Origin of the sequence: Pseudomonas sp. KnCO4 (genome assembly GCF_045344305.1) — a bacterium.
Taxonomy (GTDB): Bacteria; Pseudomonadota; Gammaproteobacteria; order Pseudomonadales; family Pseudomonadaceae; genus Aquipseudomonas; species Aquipseudomonas anuradhapurensis.
The window spans coordinates 1,731,523-1,753,843 of sequence record NZ_CP174199.1 but is presented as its reverse complement, the minus strand read 5'-3'; the positions used below and the strand labels follow the sequence as shown (position 1 = coordinate 1,753,843).

Below are 22,321 nucleotides of genomic sequence, written 5' to 3'. Positions count from 1 at the left end.
GCCTGACCAATCTGCGCCTGGCCCAGTGGCAAGGACAGCTTAGATCATCAGGCAGTACGTAAAATTCTGCTGACGGCGGGGCAGATGTGACCCTTCGTCGCATTTCAAATTATTTCCGTCATCAGCCAGCAGCGCTGGCGAAATGACGTCAAGGTTCGGCAAACCCTGATCATAGCGGGCTCAACGCTAAACAAGGTTGAGTCGCATTTATTTACTTATCCCCTCACCCTCGGAAAGGTTACGTCCTTATGACAAATCGATCATTCACACCGTGACCTGCATTCGATAGAACTGGTCTCAGGCCGCATCGCAACGAGGCGGCACTTTCAGCTCGCCACGCCGGCAGCGAGCGCACACCGGCAGAAAGACTCTGCCCGGCCTCGGAGAGGCCGACGGGACATTACAGTCAACAAGTGAGGGCAACACCCTATGAGAAGACTTAAGCGTGATCCGTTGGAAAGAGCATATTCACGTGGCTACCAATACGGGGTCACCGGCAAATCCCGCGAACTTTGCCCCTTCAATCTTCCTTCTGTTCGCCAAGCCTGGATCAACGGCTGGCGTGAAGGTCGCGGTGATAACTGGGACGGAATGACTGGCACCGCTGGCATCCATAGACTCAACGAAAATCACGCCGTTGGCTGAACGAGGACACTGAATTCGATTTACCATGCACGCCCTATCCGGGCGGCGGGCGAAGGCCCAGGGGCCCCTTGATGGGGCCCTTTTTTATGGCTTCGATTCGGCATCCACGCTGGCTTTGCGGTTCCCCGGCAAATGGGCCCGTCAGGTCAACGCGGCATCGCGGCGATCGCGTCCACCGCCTCGCGAATCAGCGCCGGCCCCTTGTAGATGAAGCCCGAGTAGATCTGCACAAGGCTTGCACCGGCAGCGATCTTTTCCGCAGCATGGCGGCCTTCGGTAATGCCCCCGGCAGCGATGATCGGCAACTTGCCGCCCAGCTCGCCGGCCAGCACCTTGACGATATGGGTGCTCTTCTCCAGTACCGGCGCGCCCGACAGGCCGCCGGCCTCGCCGCCGTATGGCAGCCCTTCGACACCTTCACGGCCCAGCGTGGTGTTGGTGGCGATCACCGCATCCATGCCCGACTCCATCAGCGCGGCGGCCACCAGCGCGGTTTCTTCATCGCTCATGTCCGGGGCAATCTTGATCGCCAGCGGCACGCGCTTGCCATGCGCGCCAGCCAGTTGCTCGCGGCGCTCGGCCAGGGCATCGAGCAGTTGCTTGAGCGAATCGCCGAACTGCAGGCTGCGCAGGCCAGGGGTGTTTGGCGAGCTGACATTGACGGTGATGTAGCTGGCGTCGGTGTAGACCTTGTCCAGGCAGATCAGGTAATCATCCACGGCGCGCTCGACCGGGGTGTCGAAGTTCTTGCCGATGTTGATGCCCAGCACGCCTTGGTAACGTGCCGCGCGCACCCGGCCGAGCAGGTGGTCGACGCCCAGGTTGTTGAAGCCCATGCGGTTGATGATCGCCGTGGCCTGCGGCAGGCGGAACAGGCGCGGCTTGGGGTTACCCGGCTGCGGGCGTGGGGTGACCGTGCCGATCTCGACAAAGCCGAAACCCAGCTGGGCGAAACCGTCGATGGCCGCGCCGTTCTTGTCCAGGCCGGCCGCCAGGCCTACCGGGTTGGCGAAGTTCAAGCCCATCACCGTGACCGGCAATGCCGCCGGCTGCTTGCACAGCACGCCGTTGAGGCCGAGCCGGCCACCGGCACCGATCAGGTCCAGGGAAAGGTCGTGGGAGGTTTCCGGAGAAAGCTTGAACAGCAGCTGGCGGGCCAGGGTATACATGGGCGGCGAGGCTCGGGGTGAATGAGGGAGCGATTATAGCCAGCGCGCAGCCGGCATGACAGCAAATCGTGGGGCAACTGCGCCAGTGCTGCCGCCAGGTGGCACATCGGTTGCACCAGACACGCCCACAGCCTTATCAGTACGGGCGAGGAACCTTGTGAACACAGTACCCCGAGCAATGCCCCTGGCCTGGGTCAACGGCAGCGACGCGCCGGAAAAGCCCAGCCTGAATATCGGCTACATGGCCCTGACCGACTGCGCCTCGGTGGTGGTTGCCGCCACCCAGGGCTTTGCCCAGCAGCATGGCCTTACCCTGAACCTCAAGCGCCAGGGTTCCTGGGCTGGGCTGCGTGACAAACTGGTCAGCGGCGAGCTGGATGCCGCACATTGCCTGTATGGCCTGGCCTATGCCGTGCACCTGGGCATCGGCGGTGTACCGGCCAGCGCCATGGCCGTACTGATGGGGCTGAACCAGAACGCCCAGGCAATCAACCTGTCGCCGGCCCTGCAACGCAAGGGCGTGACCAACCCCGAGGCACTGGCGCGCCTGGTGCACCAGCATGGCGCACGGCTGACCTTCGCCCAGACCTTCCCCACCGGCACCCATGCCATGTGGTTGTATTACTGGCTGGCCAGCCAGGGCATCCACCCGCTGCGCGACGTCGATAGCGTAGTGGTGCCGCCAGCGCAGATGGCTGCGCACATCCAGGCCGGGCGCATCGACGGTTTCTGCGTGGGCGAACCCTGGGCCGCCGATGCGGTGGCCAGGGGCCAGGGCTTCACCCTGGCCACCAGCCAGTCGATCTGGCCGGACCACCCGGAAAAGGTCCTGGCCTGTGCCCGTGCCTTCGCCGAACAGTATCCCAACAGCGCCCGCGCGTTGATCAAGGCGATCCTCGCCGCCAGTCGCTTCATCGAGCAAAGCCCGGAGAACCGCCGCAGCACCGCACAGCTGCTCAGTGGCAGCGCCTACCTGGATACTCCCCTGGAGCGCATCGAACCGCGCCTGCTCGGCCACTACCAGGACGGCCTCGGCAACCACTGGCAAGACCCGCACGCCTTGCGCCTGCACGACCATGGCCAGGCCAACCTGCCCTACCTGTCCGACGGCATGTGGTTCATGACTCAGTTCCGCCGCTGGGGCCTGCTGCGCGAAGACCCCGACTACCTCGGCGTGGCCAGCCAGGTGCAGCAACTGGCGCTGTACCGTGACGCAGCGCAAAGCCTGGGCGTGGCCTGCCCCGAGCAGCCCATGCGCAGCAGCCTGCTGATCGACGGTACCCGCTGGGATGGCAGCGACCCCTACGCCTATGCCCGCAGTTTCCGCCTGCATGCCCTGGGCGAGCTGCCCGACGCTCGCGTCGGCGCGTAAGGAGGATGAGCATGTTGCGTATCCTGCTGATCGACGATACCCAGAACAAACTCGGCCGTCTCAAGGCGGCACTGAGCGAGGCCGGTTTCGAGGTCATCGAAGCCCCAGGCCTGACCATCGACCTGCCTGCCTGCGTCGAAACAGTGCGCCCGGACGTGGTGCTGATCGATACCGATTCACCAGACCGTGACGTGATGGAGCAGGTGGTGCTGGTCAGCCGGGACCAGCCACGCCCGATTGTGCTGTTTACCGACGAACACGACCCCGCGGTGATGCGCCAGGCGATCCAGGCCGGCGTCAGCGCCTACATCGTCGAAGGCATCCATGCCGCACGGCTGCAGCCGATCCTGGATGTGGCCATGGCCCGCTTCGAAAGTGACCAGGCGCTGAGGGCGCAGTTGCAGGCGCGCGACCAGCAACTGGCCGAGCGCAAGCGTGTCGAGCAGGCCAAGGGCTTGCTGATGAAGATGAAAGACTGCAACGAGGAACAGGCCTACACCCTGATGCGCCGGCAGGCCATGAGCCGCCAGCAGAAGCTGATACAGGTAGCCGAGCAGATCATCGCCATGCACGAGATGCTCGGTTAGCAGCCTGCTTCACGCGGCCCCCTGTAGGCGCGGCCTTGCGTCGCGATGGGCTGCGCAGCAACCCCGGCAATCTGTGCTGCGGGCTGAAATTCGGGGCTGCTGCGCAGCCCATCGCGACGCAAGGCCGCGCCTACAGATACCCGGTCGCTTGGCAAAGTTGGCCCATCTCTTGCTGAACGAATTGCACCGGTAACCAACGGCGGTTGCCCACTTGATCCCGACAAAGACGTCGCTCTCCCCTCCACAGCCGTGGAGCGGGAAGCGGCGTCTTTTTCGTTCCGCTGCATTGCCAAGTGAGGTGTTCGATGAGTACCAGCTTCTGGAAATCCGGGCATGTGCCCACCTTGTTCGCCGCGTTCCTGTACTTCGACCTCAGCTTCATGGTCTGGTACCTGCTCGGCCCGCTGGCGGTGCAAATTGCCGCCGACCTGCAACTGAGCGCACAACAACGGGGCCTGATGGTGGCCACACCGATCCTGGCCGGGGCGATCCTGCGCTTCGCCATGGGCGTGCTGGTCGACCGCCTGTCGCCGAAAACCGCCGGGTTGATCGGCCAGGTGGTGGTCATCGTCGCGCTTGCGGCAGCCTGGTACCTGGGCGTGCGCAGCTATGAACAGGCGCTGCTGCTGGGCGTGTTCCTCGGCTTTGCCGGGGCCTCTTTCGCCGTGTCGCTGCCGCTGGCCTCGCAGTGGTACCCACCGCAGCATCAGGGCAAGGCCATGGGTATCGCCGGGGCCGGCAACTCCGGCACGGTGTTCGCCGCCCTGTTGGCACCGGCGCTGGCCGCAGGCTTTGGCTGGAACAACGTGTTCGGCTTCGCGCTGATACCGCTGGCACTGACGCTGCTGGTGTTCGCCCTGCTGGCACGCAATGCCCCGCAGCGGCCCAAGCCGAAAGCCATGGCCGACTACCTCAAGGCCTTGGGCGACCGCGACAGCTGGTGGTTCATGTTCTTCTACAGTGTCACCTTCGGTGGCTTCATCGGCCTGGCCAGCGCCCTGCCCGGCTACTTCAGCGACCAGTACCGCCTGAGCCCGGTCAGCGCCGGCTACTACACCGCCGCCTGCGTATTCGCCGGCAGCCTGATGCGCCCGCTCGGCGGCGCGCTTGCCGACCGCTTCGGCGGCATCCGCACCCTGCTGGGCATGTACAGCGTGGCGGCCATCTGCATCGCGGCGGTCGGCTTCAACCTGCCCAGCGCGGCCGCTGCCCTGGCGCTGTTCGTCAGTGCCATGCTGGGCCTTGGTGCCGGCAATGGCGCAGTGTTCCAGCTGGTGCCGCAACGCTTCCGCCAGGAGATCGGCGTGATGACCGGGCTGATCGGCATGGCCGGCGGCATCGGAGGCTTCCTGCTGGCGGCCGGCCTCGGCACCATCAAGCAGCACACCGGTGACTACCAACTGGGCTTGTGGCTGTTCGCCAGCCTGGGCCTGCTGGCCTGGTTCGGCCTGCATGGCGTCAAACAGCGCTGGCGCACCACCTGGGGCTCGGCAGCCGTTACTGCGGCGCGGGTCTGAGGCACGCCGATGAGCCTGCAACTGAGTTTTGCCCAGGCCAGCGCCACCGGGCCGCGCGAGGAAAACCAGGACGCCCTGCGCCTGGTCACCCCGGCGCCGGAGCTGGCCGCCAGCAAGGGCTACCTGTTCGCCCTCGCCGACGGTGTCAGCCAATGCGCTGATGGTGGCCTGGCGGCACGCGCCAGCCTGCAGGCGCTGGCCCTGGACTACTACGCCACCCCCGCGACCTGGAGCGTGGCCCAGGCCCTCGACCGCCTGCTGCTGGCGCAGAATCGCTGGCTGCGTGCCCAAGGCAGCGGCCAGCCGTTGCTGACCACCCTCAGCGCGCTGGTACTGCGTGGCCGGCGCTTTACCCTGGCCCACGTCGGCGATTGCCGGGTGTACCGCTGGCACGCCGGGCGCCTGCAGTGCCTGAGCGAAGACCACGTGTGGGACCAGCCCGGCATGCAACATGTGCTCAAGCGTGCGCTGGGCCTGGACCAGCACCTGCTGGTGGATTACCTGGAAGGCGAGCTGCAGGTCGGTGAATGCTTCCTGCTGCTCAGCGACGGGGTCTGGGCCAGCCTGGGCGACCAGCACATCCAGGCGGTGTTGCGCGAACAACCCGACCTGCAACTGGCCGTCGATACCCTGGTTGCCAGCGCGCACCTCAACGGCAGCCAGGACAACGCCAGTGCCTTGCTGGTGCAGGTCGAGCAGCTGGGCACGGCCAACCTCGGCGACACCCTGGCCCAACTGCAGCAATGGCCGCTACCTGGCCCGCTGCGCGAGGGCCAGGCAATCGATGGCTGGCAGGCCGAGAAGCTGCTCGCCCACAGCCGCCAGTCGCTGCTGTACCGGGTACGCGATGGCCACGGCCAGCCCTGGCTGCTCAAGACCCTGCCCGCCGCGCGCGAGCAGGCGCCCGGCGCGGCGCAAGGCCTGCTGCTGGAGGAGTGGTTCCTGCGCCGGGTCGCCGGCCGCCACTTCCCCGAGCTGCACCCGGCCAGCCAACGTCAGTACCTGTACTACGTGATGCGCGAATACCCCGGCCAGAGCCTGGCGGCGCTGCTCGCCGAGCACGGCCCACTGCCCCTGTCGCAGTGGCTGGAACTGGCCCGGCAACTGCTGCAGGCGGTCGGCGTACTGCACCGGCGCAACCTGCTGCACCGCGACATCAAGCCGGAGAACCTGCACCTGGGCAGCGACGGCCAACTGCGCCTGCTGGACTTCGGCCTGGCCTACTGCCCGGGGCTGTCCGAAGACGCGCCGCACGAGCTGCCGGGTACGCCCTCGTACATTGCCCCGGAAGCGTTCGATGGCCAACCGCCGAGCCCGCGTCAGGACCTGTATGCCGTAGGCGTTACGCTGTACCACCTGCTGACCGGGCATTACCCGTACGGCGAAATCGAGGTGTTCCAGCGCCCGCGCTTCGGCCAGCCGGTCAGCGCCGCGCGTTATCGCCCCGACCTGCCGGAATGGCTGCAGCACAACCTGCAGCAGGCGGTGGCGGCCGACCCGGCGCAACGTTTCGAAACCGCCGAACACTGGTTGCTGCTGCTCGAGCGCGGCGACCGCCAGGAACTGCCCGACCGGCCACGCCCACTGCTGGAGCGCGAGCCACTGAAGGTGTGGCGCACCCTGGCCCTGTTGTCCTTGCTGTTCAACCTGATCTTGCTGCTCACCCTGCTCAAGGGCTGAATGCTCGATGCCAATGAGGAAATGCTGATGAATGCGAAAGTCTGGCTGGTCGGTGCCGGCCCTGGCGACCCTGAGTTGCTCACCCTCAAGGCCGTGCGCGCACTGCAGCAGGCCGCCGTGGTGATGATCGACGATCTGGTCAACCCGGCAGTGCTGGAGCATTGCCCCCAGGCCCGGGTGATTGCCGTGGGCAAGCGCGGTGGCTGCCGCTCCACGCCGCAGGCGTTCATCCAGCGCCTGATGTTGCGCCATGCCCGGCAAGGGCGTTGCGTGGTACGCCTGAAAGGGGGCGACCCGTGCATTTTTGGCCGTGGTGGCGAAGAGGCGCTGTGGCTGCAGGGGCATGGCATCGAAGTGGAAGTGGTCAACGGCATCACCGCCGGCCTGGCAGGCGCCACGCAGTGTGGCATTTCCCTGACCTCACGGGGTGTGAGCCGGGGCGTGACGTTGGTCACGGCGCATACCCAGGACGACAGCGAACTGAACTGGGCGGCCTTGGCCCAGGGCGGAACCACGCTGGTGGTGTACATGGGCGTGGCCAGGCTGGAGCAGGTGCGCCAAGGGTTGCTTGAAGGGGGCATGGCAGCGGCGACGCCGGTGGCGATGATCGAAAATGCCTCGTTGCCGCAGCAGCGGGAGTGCAGGAGCGATGTGCGGGGTATGGTCGAGGATGCGCGCGGGTTTGGCTTGCGTAGCCCGGCGATAGTGGTGATTGGGGAGGTGGTTGGAGAGCAGGTGGCTCGGGACCTTGTGGCAATTGCTGGATGATAGGGTGCCTCATCTGGCCCCTTCGCGGGTAAACCCGCTCCCACAGGTACTGCACCTGTAATGAAATCGGTGCAGTACCTGTGGGAGCGGGTTTACCCGCGAAGAGGCCGTCACAAGTGACACAAATTCCTGGCAAAGAAAAACCCGGCCGAGGCCGGGTTTTTCGTGAAGCTTCAAACCAATTACTTGGCCTGGGCTTCTACCTGAGCTTCAACGCGACGGTTGATAGCGCGGCCTTCTTCGGTGGCGTTGTCGGCAACCGGACGGGTTTCGCCGTAGCCTACCGAGTCAACACGGCTAGCTTCTACGCCGTACTGCTGGGTCAGGACCTGCTTGACAGCGTTGGCACGACGCTCGGACAGCTTCTGGTTGTAAGCGTCTGGGCCGACGGAGTCAGTGTGACCTTCCACGGTGGTGGTGGTCTGTGGGTACTGCTTCATGAAGTCAGCCAGGTTCTTGATGTCGCCGTAGCTGTTTGGCTTGACGACCGACTTGTCGAAGTCGAACTTGACGTCCAGCTCAACGCGAACGACTTCGGCAACAGCCGGGCAGCCATCAGCGTCAACGGTAACGTTGGCCGGGGTGTCCGGGCACTTGTCAACGTTGTCGCAAACGCCGTCGTTGTCGGAGTCGGAGCAGACTTCAGCAACAGGAGCCGGAGCAGCTTCAGCTTGCTTCGGGCTACCGCCGAAGTTCAGGCCAACGCCAACGCTCGGGGCCCACTCGGTGTCGCCCTGGTCGATGTTGTACTGAGCTTCAACGCCAGCACGGGCGTAGAACATGTCGGTGATGTACCACTTGGCGCCAGCGCCAACGTTGGCGAAGGTGGAGTGGTCACGACCGCCACGGCCGGTCTGGCCCAGCGACTGGTGCGAGAAACCAGCGGAAACGTACGGACGGATAGCGTCGTACGGGTTGTTGAAGTGGTAAACGGCGTCCAGGGCGGTGTTCGAGCCCTTGATGTTCTTGCCGTCTTCGCCACGAGCGTTGTGAACTTCGTCGTAGCCCAGACGCAGCTCAACGTCGTCGGTCAGGAAGTAACCGATCGAACCGCCGAACAGGTTGCCGTCGTTCTTGAAGTCGCGCTGGCTGTCGAAGAACTCTTTCTTGTAGAAGACTTCAGTTTCGACGGCGCCTTGGCCTTGCGCCATAGCGCCAATCGAAGTGGCGGCTACAAGCGAACCAATGGCCAAGCCCAAGGTGTTTTTCAATTTCATCCGTTAAATCCCCATCTGGTGATAGTTAAGCAGTCCCACCACAAACAAGGGGGACAACTCGACGGCAAGTCTAGCAGAACTCGCCGGTTCGTTAGAGATATTTGCACGCCCCTAAGTTTCATCAAGGCCGGCAAATTTCTCCCGAAGCTTGTCTAGCGCGCGCTTGTAGCGCATTTTCGTCGCGCTCAGGCCCATGTGCATGATGTCGGCAATTTCCTGAAATTCCAGCTCTGCGACAAATCGTAGCACCAGAATTTCCCGGTCAATCGGGTTCACATGCACCAGCCACTTGTCCAGCCCGCCTTTTTCTTCCGGCTTCGGCGCCTTTTCTTCGGACGCCTCTTCCACCGGGTCCAGGCTCAAGGCGTCCATCAAGCGCCGCTTGCGGCGCTCCTTGCGGTACTGGGTAATGCATTCGTTGTAGGTGATGCTGTAGAGCCAGGTCTTGAACTTGGACTTGCCCTCGAAGTTCTTCAACCCGTAGAGCACTTTCAGCATGACCTCCTGACAGACATCGTCCGCGTCACGGTCGTTCCCCAGATAACGTGCACAGACGTTGAACAGGGTCCGTTGATAGCGCCGCATGAGCTCCTCATAGGCGCGGGTAACGTGGTACAGCTCCTCATGCGAACGCGCCACCAACTCTTCGTCGGTGAGCTCGCGGGGGTCATAGCGCATGGGCGGCGAATGAACTTTATTCAAAACGGATCTGGCCGACAGTCAGGTCAATGTCGCCGCGTGACCCCGTGGGTCGATTTTCGCGGCGGCATACATTAACAGCTTTTGTGCGGTTAGCGGCTATTGACTCGCTGTTCCAGCAGCTCGCGGTTGGACAGCGACACCAGTTCGCCATCATCGGTCAGCAGCGTGGTCTTCACCGTACCGATCTCCTCGATCTGCCCTTCGACCTCGCCAATCCGCACCTGCTGGCCGACCTGGTACAGCTCGCGCACGTAGATGCCGGCCAGGATCTGCCCGGCAATTTCGCGGCTGCCAAGGCCCATCGCCAGCGCAACGGCCAGACCAACGGTAATCAGCCCGATCACGATCACATGGTTCAGCAGGTCGGTTTTCACCTCCAGCTGGCTGATCGCCACCGAGATGCTGATGATGATCACCAGGCCCTGGGTGATACGCCCGAGGCCTGCCGAGTATTCCAGGCCAATGCCTTCGGCAGCGCCACGCACCAGGCCGTTGGCGACCTGGGCCAGGAGCACGCCGGCGAGCAGCACCAGGGCCGCGCCGAATACCTTCGGCAGGTACAGGGCGAGCATGTCGAGGGTCGCCGAGACCCGCTCCAGGCCCAGCGACTCCGCCGCCGAGACCAGGAAAATGAGCAGCACGAACCAGTACACCACCTTGCCGATCAGGGTCGAGATCGGCACCTGGATGCCGACCCGGCCGAGCATCTTGGTCAGCCCGGTGCCAGCCATCAGGCGGTCCAGGCCGAACTTGGCCAGCAGTTTGGACAACAACGTGTCGAGCAGCTTGGCCACCACGAAACCGAGCAGCACCACGACCAGCGCGCCGAACAGGTTGGGGATGAAGTTCGCTACCTTGGTCCAAAGGGCGGTCATGGCAGTGACCAGGCTCTGGGTCCAGAGATCGAGTTCCATATTCAATCGGCCTTATCTGCTTTGCTGCCATTGGCAGCGTTGCGGGATGAATGTCGGCGCACCGGCGCAACATGCGCCGAGCCATTGTTCACGGCGATCAGCAACGCCTGGCTCCAGCGGCCAAGCAGGCTGAACAGATCACCGGCGCCAACCTGGCGGTTGGCGGTTTTCAGCACGCGACCCAGGCAGGCGGCGTCATCCCGGTCGTCCCGGTCATTGCCGGAGGGTGACGCCTTGAGCAGGTCACGCAGGGATTCTTCAAACGGATCGTGCATGGGCACCTCGCGCAGTGTCAGTCAGAGACGAGACGGCCGGGCGATGGGTCACACATCGCAGTGGGACGGATGTTTCAAAATGAGTGCTGCCTGCCTGCGCCGGCCCTGGCGCCGGCAGGCCCGCCCGCACAGCGATGGCACCAGGCTGGAAACCTGTGGCATAGCTATGCGAACTGGCTTGCTGGCGATCGGGCCCGGGCAGGTCAATCAACATCTATACCCACCGCAAGCGGCGGAACAGCCACCACTGCCCCACCGCCAGGCCCAGCACCACAATGCAGGCGAACAGGAAGCCGTAGGGGTTTTCTGCCCCTGGAATGCCGCCGACATTGATGCCCAGCAGCCCGGTGATGAAGCTCATCGGCAGGAAGATGCAGGTGATGATGCCGAAACGGTACATGGTCCGGTTCATCCGCTCGCTGCGCCGGCGGTCCTGGCTTTCCAGTACCAGCGCGGCACGTTCGCGGGCCAGCTCCAGCTCTTCGAGGTAGCGGATCAGGCTGTTGTTCAGTTCGTTCCAGTAATCAGCGTCGGCATTGGCGAACCAGCTCCATTTGCTGCGCGACAGCTGGGCGTAGATTTCCCGCTGCGGGGCGAGAAAACGGCGCAGGCTGGCAGCGCGCCGGCGGATCTGCTGCAGGCAACCGTTTTCCGGTGTATACCGTTCGTCGGATTCGACCTTTTCTTCCTCCAGGTCGACTTGCTCGGACAGGTCGCTGACCAGGCCCTGGACCTTTTCCGTCAGCAGTTCACCCATCAGCAGCAACAGTTCGGAGGCCGATTTCGGCCCCCGGCCCTCTTCGAGCTGCTGGAGAATCTCGTCACTGGCACGCAATGGCCGCAGGCGCAGCGAGATGACCCGCTGCGCCTCGGCGAAGATGCGCACCGAGACCATGTCTTCAGGCTCGGCACCAGGGTTGAGATTGACCCCACGCAGGAACAGCAACAGCTGCTCCTGCGCCAGGGGCAGCAGGCGCGGGCGGGTGTTTTCTTCCAGCAGCAGCTCGCAGGCGAACTCGCTCAGCCCACTGTCGTGCAGCAGCCAGGTGCGGGTTTGCGGATGGCTGCGGTCCCAGTGCAGCCACAGGCTCTGCTCGGGTTGCAGCTGCAGGTCGTCCAGTTCGGTACGGGCAATCGAGCGCGCGCCGCCTTTGCCATCGAGCACCAGGGCATGGACCAGCCCCCACTGCGCGTTGTCTTCCTCGAACATCAAAGCTCCATCAGCGCGGCTGGCGCATTACGCCGGCATTTCCAGCGGGCTTGGCGAGACCAGCACGCCGTTGTTGTCGGCATACACATACTCGCCCGGGCGGAAGGTCACCCCGGCGAAGGTCACCGGCACATTGAGGTCGCCGATGCCGCGCTTGTCGGTCTTCATCGGGTGGCTGGCCAGGGCCTGCACGCCAACGTCAGTCTGGATCAGCACATCGACGTCACGCACGCAGCCATAGATCACCAGGCCTTCCCAGCCGTTCTTCGCGGCCTTTTCCGCAAGCATGTCGCCAAGCAAGGCACGGCGTAGCGAGCCACCGCCATCGACCACCAGGACCTTGCCCTTGCCATCGAGCTCGACCTGCTCCTTGACCAGCGAGTTGTCCTCGAAGCACTTGATGGTGACGATCTGGCCACCGAAGGAATCGCGGCCACCGAAATTGCTGAACATCGGTTCCAGCACCTGCACCAGGTCCGGGTAGGCGTCACACAGGTCGGGCGTTACGTAATGCTGCATGGGAAACTCCTGTCAGTCACAACGAAAGCGGTTATCGGCCAAGGCTACACCCTGGAGGCCGTCGCAGTCATCCAGGACCGAGCAGTCAGCCGAATCAACCAGCGGGCACAGGCTGCACCGCCACCGTGGAGGCATGCACCGGCAGCAACGGCTCACGCAACCAGCGCTCCACCAACGGCCACACCTGCACCTGTGCCGCCTTGCTCACCAGCATGTCGACATGCCCGAAGGCCTCGAAGCCTTCCTCGCGGCCCAGCCGCAGAAACTGCTTGCGTTCCCCGCCCAACTGCTCGAACAGCTTGCGGCAGGCCCATACCGGGTCCTGGAAGTCGCCCGCACCGGCTACTGCCAGCAGCGGCACATCCACTTCGGCAAGCCCGGTCCACCAGTCGTTGTGCTTGTCGCCAAAGCGCCCGAACAGGCCATGCCAGCGCATGCTCTCCAGGGCCAGGCCAATCGGCTCGTCCTCCGGCCCACGCTTGAAACGCGGCCCGGAGATCTGCCCCCAGCGCTTGAGCAACAGCTTCGCGCCCCAGGTCAGCGGCGGGACCTTCAACGGCCAGTACACACGGCTGACCTGGGTGCCGAACAGGGCCACGCTGGCCACCTGCCCGGCCTCCAGGAAGCCACCGCCAAGGGCGGCCACCAGGGTCGTGCCACCCAGCGAATGCCCGACCCAGTGGGGTACCTGGCCCGACTGCTCGCGCACGAACGCCGCAATCAGCGGCAGGTCATCACGGGCATAGGCAGCGACGTTGTTGTGCTTCCACTCGCGGTTGCGCGGCGACAGGCCGTGGCCGCGCATTTCCGGGATCCACACATCGAAGCCGGCGCGGGCGAGAAAGGCCCCCAGGCCGACACCCTTGGGCGAGTACCAGAAGCGACGGTTGGAAAAACTGCCGTGCAGGAGGATGACCGGCGCGCCCTCGACCTGCCCCTGGTCGGCCAACCCCAGGCGGGTCACCGCCAACTCGACACTGGGGTCAGGGCCGTTGCCGGCCTTGATCCGGTACACGTCTTCGCTGAGGTCACCGCGGCGTTCGGCACTGAGCAGGGCCACGGGGAATAGAGTGCTGCTGCTTTGCATAATTTTGCTTGGTGCATAAAAAAGGGCGGGATCCATTGCTGGAACTCGCCCTGGAAAAACCAGGCGGGGGTACGCCAGACGTCCCCCCGCGTTCTACTGCGTCAGGCCTCGCCCTGACCCTCGGCCAGGTAGAACCAGGTTTCGAGTACCGAATCCGGGTTCAGCGACACGCTGTCGATGCCCTGCTCCATCAGCCACTTGGCCAGGTCCGGGTGGTCCGATGGGCCCTGGCCGCAGATGCCGATGTACTTGCCAGCCTTGTTGCACGCGGCAATGGCGTTGGCCAGCAGCTTCTTCACCGCAGGGTTACGCTCGTCGAACAGGTGGGCGATGATGCCCGAGTCGCGATCCAGGCCCAGGGTCAGCTGGGTCAGGTCGTTGGAACCGATCGAGAAGCCATCGAAGTACTCGAGGAATTCTTCGGCGAGGATGGCGTTGGACGGCAGTTCGCACATCATGATCACGCGCAGGCCGTTGTCGCCGCGGGCCAGGCCGTTTTCGGCGAGCAGGTCGACGACCTGGCTGGCTTCGCCCAGGGTGCGCACGAACGGCACCATGATCTCGACGTTGGTCAGGCCCATCTCGTTGCGCACGCGCTTCAGCGCACGGCACTCGAGCTCGAAGCAATCACGGAACGACTCGCTGATGTAGCGCGAGGCACCACGGAAGCCCAGCATCGGGTTTTCTTCTTCCGGCTCGTACAGCTTGCCGCCGATCAGGTTGGCGTACTCGTTGGACTTGAAGTCCGACAGGCGCACGATGACCTTTTTCGGGTAGAAGGCTGCCGCCAGGGTGCTGATGCCCTCGACCAGCTTCTCGACATAGAAGCCGACCGGGTCGTTGTAGCCGGCGATGCGCTTGTCGACGCTGTCTTTCAGGTCGGCAGGCAGGCCGGCGTAGTTCAGCAGCGCCTTGGGGTGCACGCCGATCATGCGGTTGATGATGAATTCCAGGCGCGCCAGGCCGACACCGGCGTTGGGCAGCTGGGCGAAGTCGAAGGCACGGTCCGGGTTGCCGACGTTCATCATGATCTTGAACGGCAGGTCGGGCATGGCATCGACCGAGTTCTGCTTGACGTCGAAGCCCAGCTCGCCCTCGAAGATGTAGCCGGTGTCGCCTTCGGCGCAGGATACGGTCACGCCCTGGCCGTCTTTCAGCACCTGGGTGGCGTTGCCGCAACCGACCACGGCCGGGATGCCCAGTTCACGGGCGATGATCGCCGCGTGGCAGGTGCGCCCGCCACGGTTGGTGACGATGGCGCTGGCGCGCTTCATCACCGGCTCCCAGTCCGGGTCGGTCATGTCGGACACCAGCACGTCGCCCGGCTGGACCTTGTCCATTTCCGAGACGTCGTGGATCACCCGGACCTTGCCGGCGCCGATGCGCTGGCCGATGGCGCGGCCTTCGACCAGGACGGTGCCCTTTTCCTTCAGCAGGTAGCGTTCCATGACATTGGCGCTGGAGCGGCTTTTCACCGTTTCAGGGCGGGCCTGGACGATATACAGCTTGCCGTCGTCACCGTCCTTGGCCCACTCGATGTCCATCGGGCGCTGGTAGTGCTGCTCGATGATCATCGCCTGCTTGGCCAGCTCGCTGACTTCGGCATCGGTCAGGCAGAAGCGCGCGCGTTCGGCACGGTCCACTTCCACGGTCTTGACCGAACGGCCGGCCTTGGCTTCGTCGCCATAGACCATCTTGATCGCCTTGCTGCCCAGGTTGCGGCGCAGGATCGCCGGGCGGCCGGCCTGCAAGGTGCTCTTGTGCACATAGAATTCGTCAGGGTTGACCGCACCCTGCACCACGGTTTCGCCGAGGCCGTAGGCGCCGGTGATGAACACCACGTCGCGGAAGCCCGACTCGGTGTCGAGGGTGAACATGACCCCGGCGGTGCCGGTTTCCGAGCGGACCATGCGCTGCACGCCGGCCGACAGGGCGACCAGCTTGTGGTCGAAGCCCTGGTGCACGCGGTAGGCGATGGCGCGGTCGTTGAACAGCGAGGCGAACACTTCCTTGGCTGCGCGGATCACGTTGTCGACGCCGCGGATGTTGAGGAAGGTTTCCTGCTGGCCGGCGAACGAGGCGTCCGGCAGGTCCTCGGCGGTGGCCGAGGAACGCACGGCCACGGCCATGTTGTCGTTGCCGGCGGCCATGGCGGCGAATGCGCTGCGGATTTCCGCATCCAGGCGCGGCGGGAAGTCGGCTTCCATGACCCACTGGCGAATCTGCGCGCCGGTCTTGGTCAGGGCGTTGATGTCATCCACGTCCAGTGCGTCGAGCGCCGCATGGATACGGTCGTTGAGACCACTCTGTTCGAGAAAATCGCGGTACGCCTGCGCCGTAGTGGCAAAGCCGCCCGGCACCGATACACCAGCACCTGCGAGGTTGCTGATCATCTCGCCCAGGGATGCGTTCTTGCCCCCCACATGCTCCACATCATGGACGCCGAGCTTATCGAGGGAAACTACGTACTCTACCAAGGTGATCTCTCCACTAACTGTGTTGGAAAAGCTCAAGGGCGCCCGCCTGCCTTCATTGACTTGGCCGGACGCTTGTGGCCTGTACATGGAAAATAAGTGAGAATGCCGACAGCCGCATTCGGCAAACCGAACTTATCATATCCAAGAAACGTCATCAGCTTAAGGCCCAGATCGCAAATGAAACGAACCGCGTTCTTCATCTCCGACGGCACCGGCATCACTGCGGAAACCCTGGGCCAGAGTCTGCTCGCTCAATTCGAGAGCATTCCTTTCAATAAATTCACTCGTCCCTACATCGATTCGCCGGACAAGGCACGCAGCATGGTCCAGCAGATCAATGCCGCGGCCGAGCGTGACGGTGTCCGCCCGATCATCTTCGACACCATTGTCAATCAGGACATCCGTGAAATCCTGGCGACCTCGAACGGCTTCATGATCGACATCTTTTCTTCGTTTTTGTCCCCGCTCGAACAGGAATTGACGGCCCATTCGTCGTATTCCGTCGGTAAATCGCACTCGATTGGCGGCAATTCCAACTACATGGAGCGCATCGAGGCGGTCAACTTCGCCCTCGACAACGACGATGGCGCGCGCACCCATTACTACGACAAGGCCGACCTGATCCTGGTCGGCGTGTCGCGCTGCGGCAAGACCCCGACCTGCCTGTACATGGCCATGCAGTTCGGCATCCGGGCGGCCAACTACCCACTGACCGAAGACGACATGGAGCGCCTGCAACTGCCGGCGGTGCTGAAAAAGCACCATAACAAGCTATTCGGCCTGACCATCGACCCCGACCGCCTCACCGCCATCCGCCACGAGCGCAAACCCAACAGCCGCTATTCAAGCTTTGCCCAGTGCGAGTTCGAAGTGCGCGAAGTGGAAAGCCTGTTCCGCCGGGAGAACATTCCACATATCAATTCCACGCATTTTTCGGTGGAAGAAATTTCGGCCAAGATCCTGGTCGAGAAGGGTGTGGAGCGCAGGTTCAAGTAAGCCTGCCCCCGGCATGACGCGGTCCCTGTAGGAGCGGCCTTGCGTCGCGAAAGGGCTGCGACGCAGCCCCGGCTTCAGGTGTGCTGTAGCTGAAATCCCGGGGCCGCTTTGCGGCCCTTTCGCGACGCAAGGCCGCTACAGGGGCCGTGTCAACCAACCGTACAAACAAAAAGAAAGCCCCGGCATCGCAGCCGGGGCTTTCTTCTTACCGCGTCATCAGACTCAGGACGGCACCACCGTCGCCTGCCCGCTCATGGCCAGGTCGACCAGCTCGCGGTTGGCCACCGCGTACATCGCATAGTCGTTACCGGTGGCGTTGCGCAGGTCGTCGAGCATGGCGCGCCAGCGCTCCACCATCACCCGGTGCTGCTCGGCCCACAGCGCCACACGGGCGTCCATGTCTTCCGGCCCGTCGGCCATCTGCAGTACCGAGATGGTGATCGCCCGCTGCTGCAGGTCGATGTCGTCGCGGAAGGCTTCGCGGGCCAGCGCCTGCCAGTTGTTCTCCACCGGCAGGTTGCTGATTTCCTGCAGGTACCAGGTCAGGTCCAGCGCGCTGCCCACGGCGAAGAACGCCTTGGCCACCTGCGCCGGGTCATGCCCGGTAACGTCAGCCGCCTCGATGATCGGCAGCAGGGTGTACAGGTGGCTGGTACCGGCCACCATGCGCGCCAGCAGCTCCGGCACCCCAGCCTCGACGAAGCCCTGGTAACGCACCATCCAGCGCTCACGGGTCGGCCCTTCGAGCAGCTCGTCGAGCTTGAGCCCCAGCTGCGCGATCTTCGGCCCGAAGTGCGCGGCGTCGCGCCCGGCATCCTGCTCGTTGCGGCGGCTGCGCAGGAACCAGCGGGTAGCCCGGCGGCCCAGGCGCATCAGCTCGTCCATCAGGGTCAGCTGGACTTCCGCCGGCACCTGGTAGTCGAGCGCCTCGATCTGGCGGAACCAGTGCGGCAAGTGGAAGATGTCGCGCACGATCACATAGGCACCGGCCACGTTGGCCGGGCTCATGCCGGTCGACTCCTTCAGGCGCTGGACGAAGGTGATGCCCATGTTGTTGACCAGGTCGTTGGCGATCTGGGTGCTGACGATCTCGCGCTTCAGGCGGTGGCGGCGCATGGACTCGGCGAACTTGCTGACCAGCGACGGCGGGAAGGCGGTTTCCATGTCGCGGGTCAGGTAGTCGTCGTCCGGCACCAGCGACTTGAGCAGTTGCTCCTTGAGGTCGATCTTGCTGTACGAGATCAATACCGACAGCTCGGCGCGGGTCAGGCCCTGGCCAGCGGCCAGGCGTTCGGCCAACTGCTCTTCGGACGGCAGGAACTCGATGGCGCGGTCCAGCTTGCCACGGGCTTCCAGGTCGGCCATCAGGCGCTTGTATTCGGCAATCCGCTCGCGGGCGCGGCGGGCTGCCAGCGACAGCGCCTGGGTCTGCTTGTAGTTGTTGCCCAGCACCAGGCCGGCCACCTCGTCGGTCATGCTGCCCAGCAGCTGGTTGCGCTGCTTCTCGGTCATGTCGCCACCCTGCACCACTTCATTGAGCAGGATCTTGATGTTGACCTCGTGGTCGGAGCAGTCCACGCCGCCGGCGTTGTCGATGAAGTCGGTATTGGTGGCACCGCCATTGAGGCCGAACTCGACCCGGCCAAGCTGGGTCATGCCCAGGTTGCCGCCCTCGCCCACCACCTTGCAGCGCAGTTCGTTGCCGTTGACCCGCAGCGCATCGTTGGCCTTGTCGCCGACATCGGCGTGGCTTTCCGTGCTGGCCTTGACGTAGGTACCGATGCCACCGTTCCACAGCAGGTCCACCGGCGCCTTGAGCAGCGCGTTGAGCAGCTCGGTCGGGGTCAGGCGGTCGGCTTCGATGGCGAAGCGCTCTTTCATCTGCGGGCTGATGGCGATGCTCTTGGCACTGCGCGGGAAGATCCCGCCGCCTTCGGACATGATGCTGGTGTCGTAGTCGCTCCAGGCCGACCGCGGCAGGTCGAACAGGCGCTTGCGCTCGGCAAAGCTGGAAGCCGGCTCCGGGTTCGGGTCGATGAAGATGTGCAGGTGGTTGAAGGCAGCCACCAGCTGCAGCTTGTCGGACATCAGCAGGCCGTTGCCGAACACGTCGCCAGCCATGTCGCCGATGCCGATCACGGTGATCGGGTCTTCCTGCACATTGATGCCGCGCTCGCGGAAGTGGCGCTGCACGCCGACCCAGGCGCCGCGTGCGGTAATGCCCATCTTCTTGTGGTCGTAACCGGCTGAACCGCCCGAGGCGAAGGCGTCACCCAGCCAGAAGCCGTAGTCGATGGCAATGCCGTTGGCGATGTCGGAGAAGGTCGCGGTGCCCTTGTCGGCCGCCACCACCAGGTACGGGTCGTCATCATCGTGGCGCACCACGTTGGCTGGAGGCACCACGCCACCGTCCTTGAGGTTGTCGGTGATGTCGAGCAGGCCGGAAATGAAGATGCGGTAGCACGCCACGCCTTCGGCCGCGATCTCGTCGCGGCTGCCGCCCAGCGGCAGGCGGCGCGGCAGGAAGCCGCCCTTGGCGCCGACCGGCACGATCACCGAGTTCTTCACCTGCTGGGCTTTCACCAGGCCCAGCACCTCGGTGCGGAAGTCTTCCTCGCGGTCGGACCAGCGCAGGCCGCCGCGGGCCACGTTGCCAAAGCGCAGGTGCACGCCCTCGACCCGTGGCGAGTAGACGAAGATCTCGAACTTGGGCACCGGCTTGGGCAGCTCGGGGATCAGCTTGGGGTTGAACTTGAAGCTGAAATACGACTTGTTCTGGCCGTTGGCATCCGGCTGGTAGAAGTTGGTGCGCAGGGTGGCCTTGATCAGGTCCAGGTAGCGGCGCAGGATGCGGTCTTCGTTGAGCACCTGCACGTCGTCCAGCGCGGTCAGGATGGCCTGCTCCAGGCGCTGCTGCTTGTCGTCCAGGTCTTCCTGGGTGAGCTTGCGCGCCAGGTAGAAGCGGGTCTTGAACAACCGGGTCAGCTCGCGGGCGATGTCGGTGTGGTTGTTCAGGGTGCTGGCGATATAGCCCAGGTCGAAGCCCAGGCGGATCTGCTTCAGGTAGCGGGCGTAGGCGCGCAGCAGCGCCACGTCACGCCATGGCAGGCCGGCGGTCAGCACCAGGCGGTTGAAGGCGTCGTTCTCGGCATCGCCGCGGACGATATGGATGAAGGCGTCCTGGAGGATGTCGTTGAGCTGCTGGATATCCAGGCTCAGGCCTTCGCTGTAGGTGAAGGCGAAGTCGTGGATCCAGTACTCACGACCGCTGGCATGGCGCAGCCGGTAGGGGAACTCGCCGAGCACGCGCAGGCCGAGGTTCTCCAGGATCGGCAGCACATCGGACAACGCCAGCGGTGTATCGGCGTGGTACAGCTTGCAATGCAGGATGCGCTCGCCGACCTGGGTCAGCGGCTGATAGAAGCTCATCGCCAGGGGCTTGCTTTCCGACAGGTTCAGCACGTGCTGCAGGTCGACCACCGCCGAGTGCGCGGCAAAGCGCTCGCGGTAGCCGGCCGGGAAGCCTTTGGGGAAATCGGCGAGAATGTTGGTGCCCTGGGCTTCGCCGAAGTTCTCGATCACCAGCGCGGAATAATCGTCGTGCCAGGAGCGGCAGGCCTGGATCACTTCGCGCTCCAGCTGCTGCGGGTCGATGTCGATGCGATTCTTCGGGTCTACCCGCAGGATCAGCTGCACGCGCGCCAGCACCGACTCGGAGAAGAAGGTCCAGAACTCGCAGTCGCTGGCCTTCAGGCGCTCCATCAGGACCTGCTGGATCTTCTGTCGCACTTCGGTGGAGTAGATTTCCCGCGGCACATAGGCCAGGCAGTAGCAGAAGCGACCGTACGGGTCCTTGCGCAGGAACACGCGGATCTTGTTGCGCTCCTGGATCTGCACGATCGACATGACGGTGCTGAACAGCTCGTCGACCGGTGTCTGGAACAGGTCGTCACGCGGCAGCACTTCCAGCACCTGGGCCAGTTCCTTGCCCAGGTGCGCCTTGGGATCGAAGCCCGAGCGGCGCTCGACTTCGTTGACCTTGACCCGGATATAGGGGATGGCATGCACGCTTTCGCCATACACCGACGAGGTGTACAGGCCCATGAAGCGGTGTTCCTTGATGACCTTGCCGTCGGCGTCCAGCTGGCGGATCGACACATAGTCCGGGTAGGCCGGGCGGTGTACGCGGCTGGGCAGCGCGGCCTTGGCGAACGACAGCAGCAGTGGCTCGTTGAGGTAGGCCACGGCGTAGTCTTCGATGCGCAGCTCGTCGCTGGTCAGGCCCACGCGCAGGCGGCGTGGCAGGCCGAGGAACGATTGCTCGTCGTAGACCATCTGGCCGCCATCGGCGCCGCCCTGGACGGTAAATTCTTCATAGCCGAGGAAGGTGAAGTGGTTGTCCAGCAGCCACTCGAGGAACGCCTTGACCTCGCCCTTTTCGTGCTGCGCCGGGGCAAAGGCGGTCTGTTCCACCTCCGCCACCACCTGGCGCAGCTTGGCCTTCATCGGTTCGAAGTCGGCCACCACCACGCGCACCTCGGCCAGCACCTGCTCGATCTCGCGGGCCAGCACGGTCAGCTCGGCGGCATTGGCGCAACGGTCGATTTCCAGGTACATCAGCGATTCATGGCGCACGCCCTCGCCCTGGGTACCCTTGGGCAGCAGTTCGAGCAATTCGCCCTTGGCGCCACGGCGCACGCTGAGCACGGTGGTCTGCAGGGTGTGGATGCTGTAGCCACGGCGATTGAGTTCGGTACGCACCGAGTCGACCAGGAACGGCAGGTCGTGGTGCAGCACCTCGACCACCGAGTGGGTCGACTGCCAGCCATTGCGTTCGTAATCGGGGTTGTACACCCGCACCTGCGGGTACTCGGGGTCGAAACGTTCGATGATACGCCAGGCTGAAAGGGTGCAGCCGGCCAGGTCGGAAAGCCTGCGCTGGGTGAGTTCGTCCAGAGAGATGATGCCGAAGAACTGCTCGGCGAACAGCGCCACTTGTGGCAGGGACTGTTCGCTGATGTGCTGCGCCAGGGCCGCTTGCAGTTGATGCTGGAAGTCGGCTTTGCTGGCTGCGGTGAAGAACGCCATCTGTGGTACTCCGCTTGGGCTTTGTAATAGTTGAAGCGTCGCTGCGTGCGCCATGTACGGATCAACGATAGCCAACCCGTGGCAAGGCGGACGGTAAA

Annotated in this window: 17 protein-coding genes; 7 read left to right on the top strand and 10 right to left on the bottom strand. The window is 64.1% G+C overall.

All coding sequences use genetic code 11. The annotated features are described in order from the left end of the window. Positions 1-429: 429 nt before the first annotated feature. The gene (gene rmf, locus ACJA3S_RS08155; protein ID WP_003248687.1) at positions 430-645 is read left to right on the top strand and encodes a ribosome modulation factor; all 216 of its coding nucleotides are present in this window, start codon (positions 430-432) and stop codon (positions 643-645) included. A 146-nt stretch (positions 646-791) separates the two neighbouring features. On the opposite strand, the gene ACJA3S_RS08150 is transcribed toward rmf, so the two are convergent. After that, positions 792-1,814, bottom strand: coding sequence for a quinone-dependent dihydroorotate dehydrogenase (locus ACJA3S_RS08150; protein WP_406821437.1), 1,023 nt, complete (start codon positions 1,812-1,814; stop codon positions 792-794). A 157-nt stretch (positions 1,815-1,971) separates the two neighbouring features. On the opposite strand from ACJA3S_RS08150, the gene ACJA3S_RS08145 reads away from it, so the two are divergent. The 5 genes from ACJA3S_RS08145 to cobA all read left to right on the top strand — a co-directional run bounded on the left by ACJA3S_RS08145 (position 1,972) and on the right by cobA (position 7,738). Beyond that, positions 1,972-3,186 carry a CmpA/NrtA family ABC transporter substrate-binding protein gene (locus tag ACJA3S_RS08145; protein ID WP_406821436.1) on the top strand — a complete coding sequence of 405 codons (1,215 nt, stop codon included), beginning with the start codon at positions 1,972-1,974 and terminating at the stop codon, positions 3,184-3,186. Positions 3,187-3,197: 11 nt separating this feature from the next. After that, the gene (locus ACJA3S_RS08140; protein ID WP_406821435.1) at positions 3,198-3,773 is read left to right on the top strand and encodes an ANTAR domain-containing response regulator; all 576 of its coding nucleotides are present in this window, start codon (positions 3,198-3,200) and stop codon (positions 3,771-3,773) included. A 305-nt stretch (positions 3,774-4,078) separates the two neighbouring features. After that, a complete protein-coding gene (locus tag ACJA3S_RS08135) occupies positions 4,079-5,290 on the top strand; it encodes a nitrate/nitrite transporter (RefSeq protein ID WP_406821434.1) in 1,212 nt (403 codons plus the stop codon). Between the two features lie 9 nt (positions 5,291-5,299). Further along, a complete protein-coding gene (locus tag ACJA3S_RS08130) occupies positions 5,300-6,970 on the top strand; it encodes a protein kinase domain-containing protein (protein WP_406821433.1) in 1,671 nt (556 codons plus the stop codon). Positions 6,971-6,997: 27 nt separating this feature from the next. Further along, positions 6,998-7,738, top strand: coding sequence for a uroporphyrinogen-III C-methyltransferase (gene cobA / locus ACJA3S_RS08125; protein ID WP_406821432.1), 741 nt, complete (start codon positions 6,998-7,000; stop codon positions 7,736-7,738). A 182-nt stretch (positions 7,739-7,920) separates the two neighbouring features. On the opposite strand, the gene ACJA3S_RS08120 is transcribed toward cobA, so the two are convergent. The 8 genes from ACJA3S_RS08120 to ppsA all read right to left on the bottom strand — a co-directional run bounded on the left by ACJA3S_RS08120 (position 7,921) and on the right by ppsA (position 16,139). After that, entirely contained in the window at positions 7,921-8,955 is a 1,035-nt protein-coding gene (locus tag ACJA3S_RS08120) for an OmpA family protein (protein WP_170029049.1), read from the bottom strand. Between the two features lie 111 nt (positions 8,956-9,066). Next, positions 9,067-9,633: an RNA polymerase sigma factor SigX gene (gene sigX, locus ACJA3S_RS08115; RefSeq protein WP_033696348.1), complete on the bottom strand. Its 567-nt coding sequence runs from the start codon at positions 9,631-9,633 to the stop codon at positions 9,067-9,069. 113 nt (positions 9,634-9,746) lie between these two features. Then, positions 9,747-10,571, bottom strand: a complete 825-nt coding sequence (locus ACJA3S_RS08110) for a mechanosensitive ion channel family protein (RefSeq protein WP_170029048.1) — start codon at positions 10,569-10,571, stop codon at positions 9,747-9,749. 2 nt (positions 10,572-10,573) lie between these two features. Then, a complete protein-coding gene (locus ACJA3S_RS08105) occupies positions 10,574-10,846 on the bottom strand; it encodes a hypothetical protein (protein WP_010953087.1) in 273 nt (90 codons plus the stop codon). A 214-nt stretch (positions 10,847-11,060) separates the two neighbouring features. Beyond that, entirely contained in the window at positions 11,061-12,056 is a 996-nt protein-coding gene (locus tag ACJA3S_RS08100; RefSeq protein ID WP_170029047.1) for a zinc transporter ZntB, read from the bottom strand. Positions 12,057-12,083: 27 nt separating this feature from the next. Then, entirely contained in the window at positions 12,084-12,575 is a 492-nt protein-coding gene (gene rraA, locus ACJA3S_RS08095) for a ribonuclease E activity regulator RraA (protein WP_186687468.1), read from the bottom strand. Positions 12,576-12,669: 94 nt separating this feature from the next. Next, positions 12,670-13,662 (bottom strand): alpha/beta fold hydrolase, encoded by a 993-nt coding sequence (locus ACJA3S_RS08090; protein ID WP_406821431.1) that lies wholly within the window; start codon positions 13,660-13,662, stop codon positions 12,670-12,672. Between the two features lie 101 nt (positions 13,663-13,763). Continuing rightward, positions 13,764-16,139 carry a phosphoenolpyruvate synthase gene (ppsA, locus tag ACJA3S_RS08085; protein WP_406821430.1) on the bottom strand — a complete coding sequence of 792 codons (2,376 nt, stop codon included), beginning with the start codon at positions 16,137-16,139 and terminating at the stop codon, positions 13,764-13,766. Between the two features lie 177 nt (positions 16,140-16,316). Here ppsA and ACJA3S_RS08080 point away from each other — a divergent pair, with 177 nt between their 5' ends. Continuing rightward, positions 16,317-17,135, top strand: coding sequence for a pyruvate, water dikinase regulatory protein (locus ACJA3S_RS08080; RefSeq protein ID WP_170029043.1), 819 nt, complete (start codon positions 16,317-16,319; stop codon positions 17,133-17,135). Between the two features lie 222 nt (positions 17,136-17,357). Here the strand turns inward: ACJA3S_RS08080 and ACJA3S_RS08075 are convergent, their stop codons facing one another. Then, positions 17,358-22,223 (bottom strand): NAD-glutamate dehydrogenase, encoded by a 4,866-nt coding sequence (locus ACJA3S_RS08075; RefSeq protein ID WP_406821429.1) that lies wholly within the window; start codon positions 22,221-22,223, stop codon positions 17,358-17,360. Between the last annotated feature and the right edge of the window lie 98 nt (positions 22,224-22,321).

Excerpts from the sequence above, each read along its gene's own strand:
- ACJA3S_RS08075 (WP_406821429.1), bottom strand. The coding sequence starts at position 22,223 with ATGGCGTTCTTCACCGCAGCCAGCAAAGCCGACTTCCAGCATCAACTG.
- ACJA3S_RS08080 (WP_170029043.1), top strand. The coding sequence starts at position 16,317 with ATGAAACGAACCGCGTTCTTCATCTCCGACGGCACCGGCATCACTGCG.
- ACJA3S_RS08100 (WP_170029047.1), bottom strand. The coding sequence starts at position 12,056 with ATGTTCGAGGAAGACAACGCGCAGTGGGGGCTGGTCCATGCCCTGGTG.
- ACJA3S_RS08110 (WP_170029048.1), bottom strand. The coding sequence starts at position 10,571 with ATGGAACTCGATCTCTGGACCCAGAGCCTGGTCACTGCCATGACCGCC.
- cobA (WP_406821432.1), top strand. The coding sequence starts at position 6,998 with ATGAATGCGAAAGTCTGGCTGGTCGGTGCCGGCCCTGGCGACCCTGAG.
- ACJA3S_RS08140 (WP_406821435.1), top strand. The coding sequence starts at position 3,198 with ATGTTGCGTATCCTGCTGATCGACGATACCCAGAACAAACTCGGCCGT.
- sigX (WP_033696348.1), bottom strand. The coding sequence starts at position 9,633 with ATGCGCTATGACCCCCGCGAGCTCACCGACGAAGAGTTGGTGGCGCGT.
- ACJA3S_RS08120 (WP_170029049.1), bottom strand. The coding sequence starts at position 8,955 with ATGAAATTGAAAAACACCTTGGGCTTGGCCATTGGTTCGCTTGTAGCC.
- ACJA3S_RS08105 (WP_010953087.1), bottom strand. The coding sequence starts at position 10,846 with ATGCACGATCCGTTTGAAGAATCCCTGCGTGACCTGCTCAAGGCGTCA.
- ACJA3S_RS08090 (WP_406821431.1), bottom strand. The coding sequence starts at position 13,662 with ATGCAAAGCAGCAGCACTCTATTCCCCGTGGCCCTGCTCAGTGCCGAA.
- ACJA3S_RS08150 (WP_406821437.1), bottom strand. The coding sequence starts at position 1,814 with ATGTATACCCTGGCCCGCCAGCTGCTGTTCAAGCTTTCTCCGGAAACC.
- rmf (WP_003248687.1), top strand. The coding sequence starts at position 430 with ATGAGAAGACTTAAGCGTGATCCGTTGGAAAGAGCATATTCACGTGGC.
- rraA (WP_186687468.1), bottom strand. The coding sequence starts at position 12,575 with ATGCAGCATTACGTAACGCCCGACCTGTGTGACGCCTACCCGGACCTG.
- ACJA3S_RS08130 (WP_406821433.1), top strand. The coding sequence starts at position 5,300 with ATGAGCCTGCAACTGAGTTTTGCCCAGGCCAGCGCCACCGGGCCGCGC.
- ACJA3S_RS08135 (WP_406821434.1), top strand. The coding sequence starts at position 4,079 with ATGAGTACCAGCTTCTGGAAATCCGGGCATGTGCCCACCTTGTTCGCC.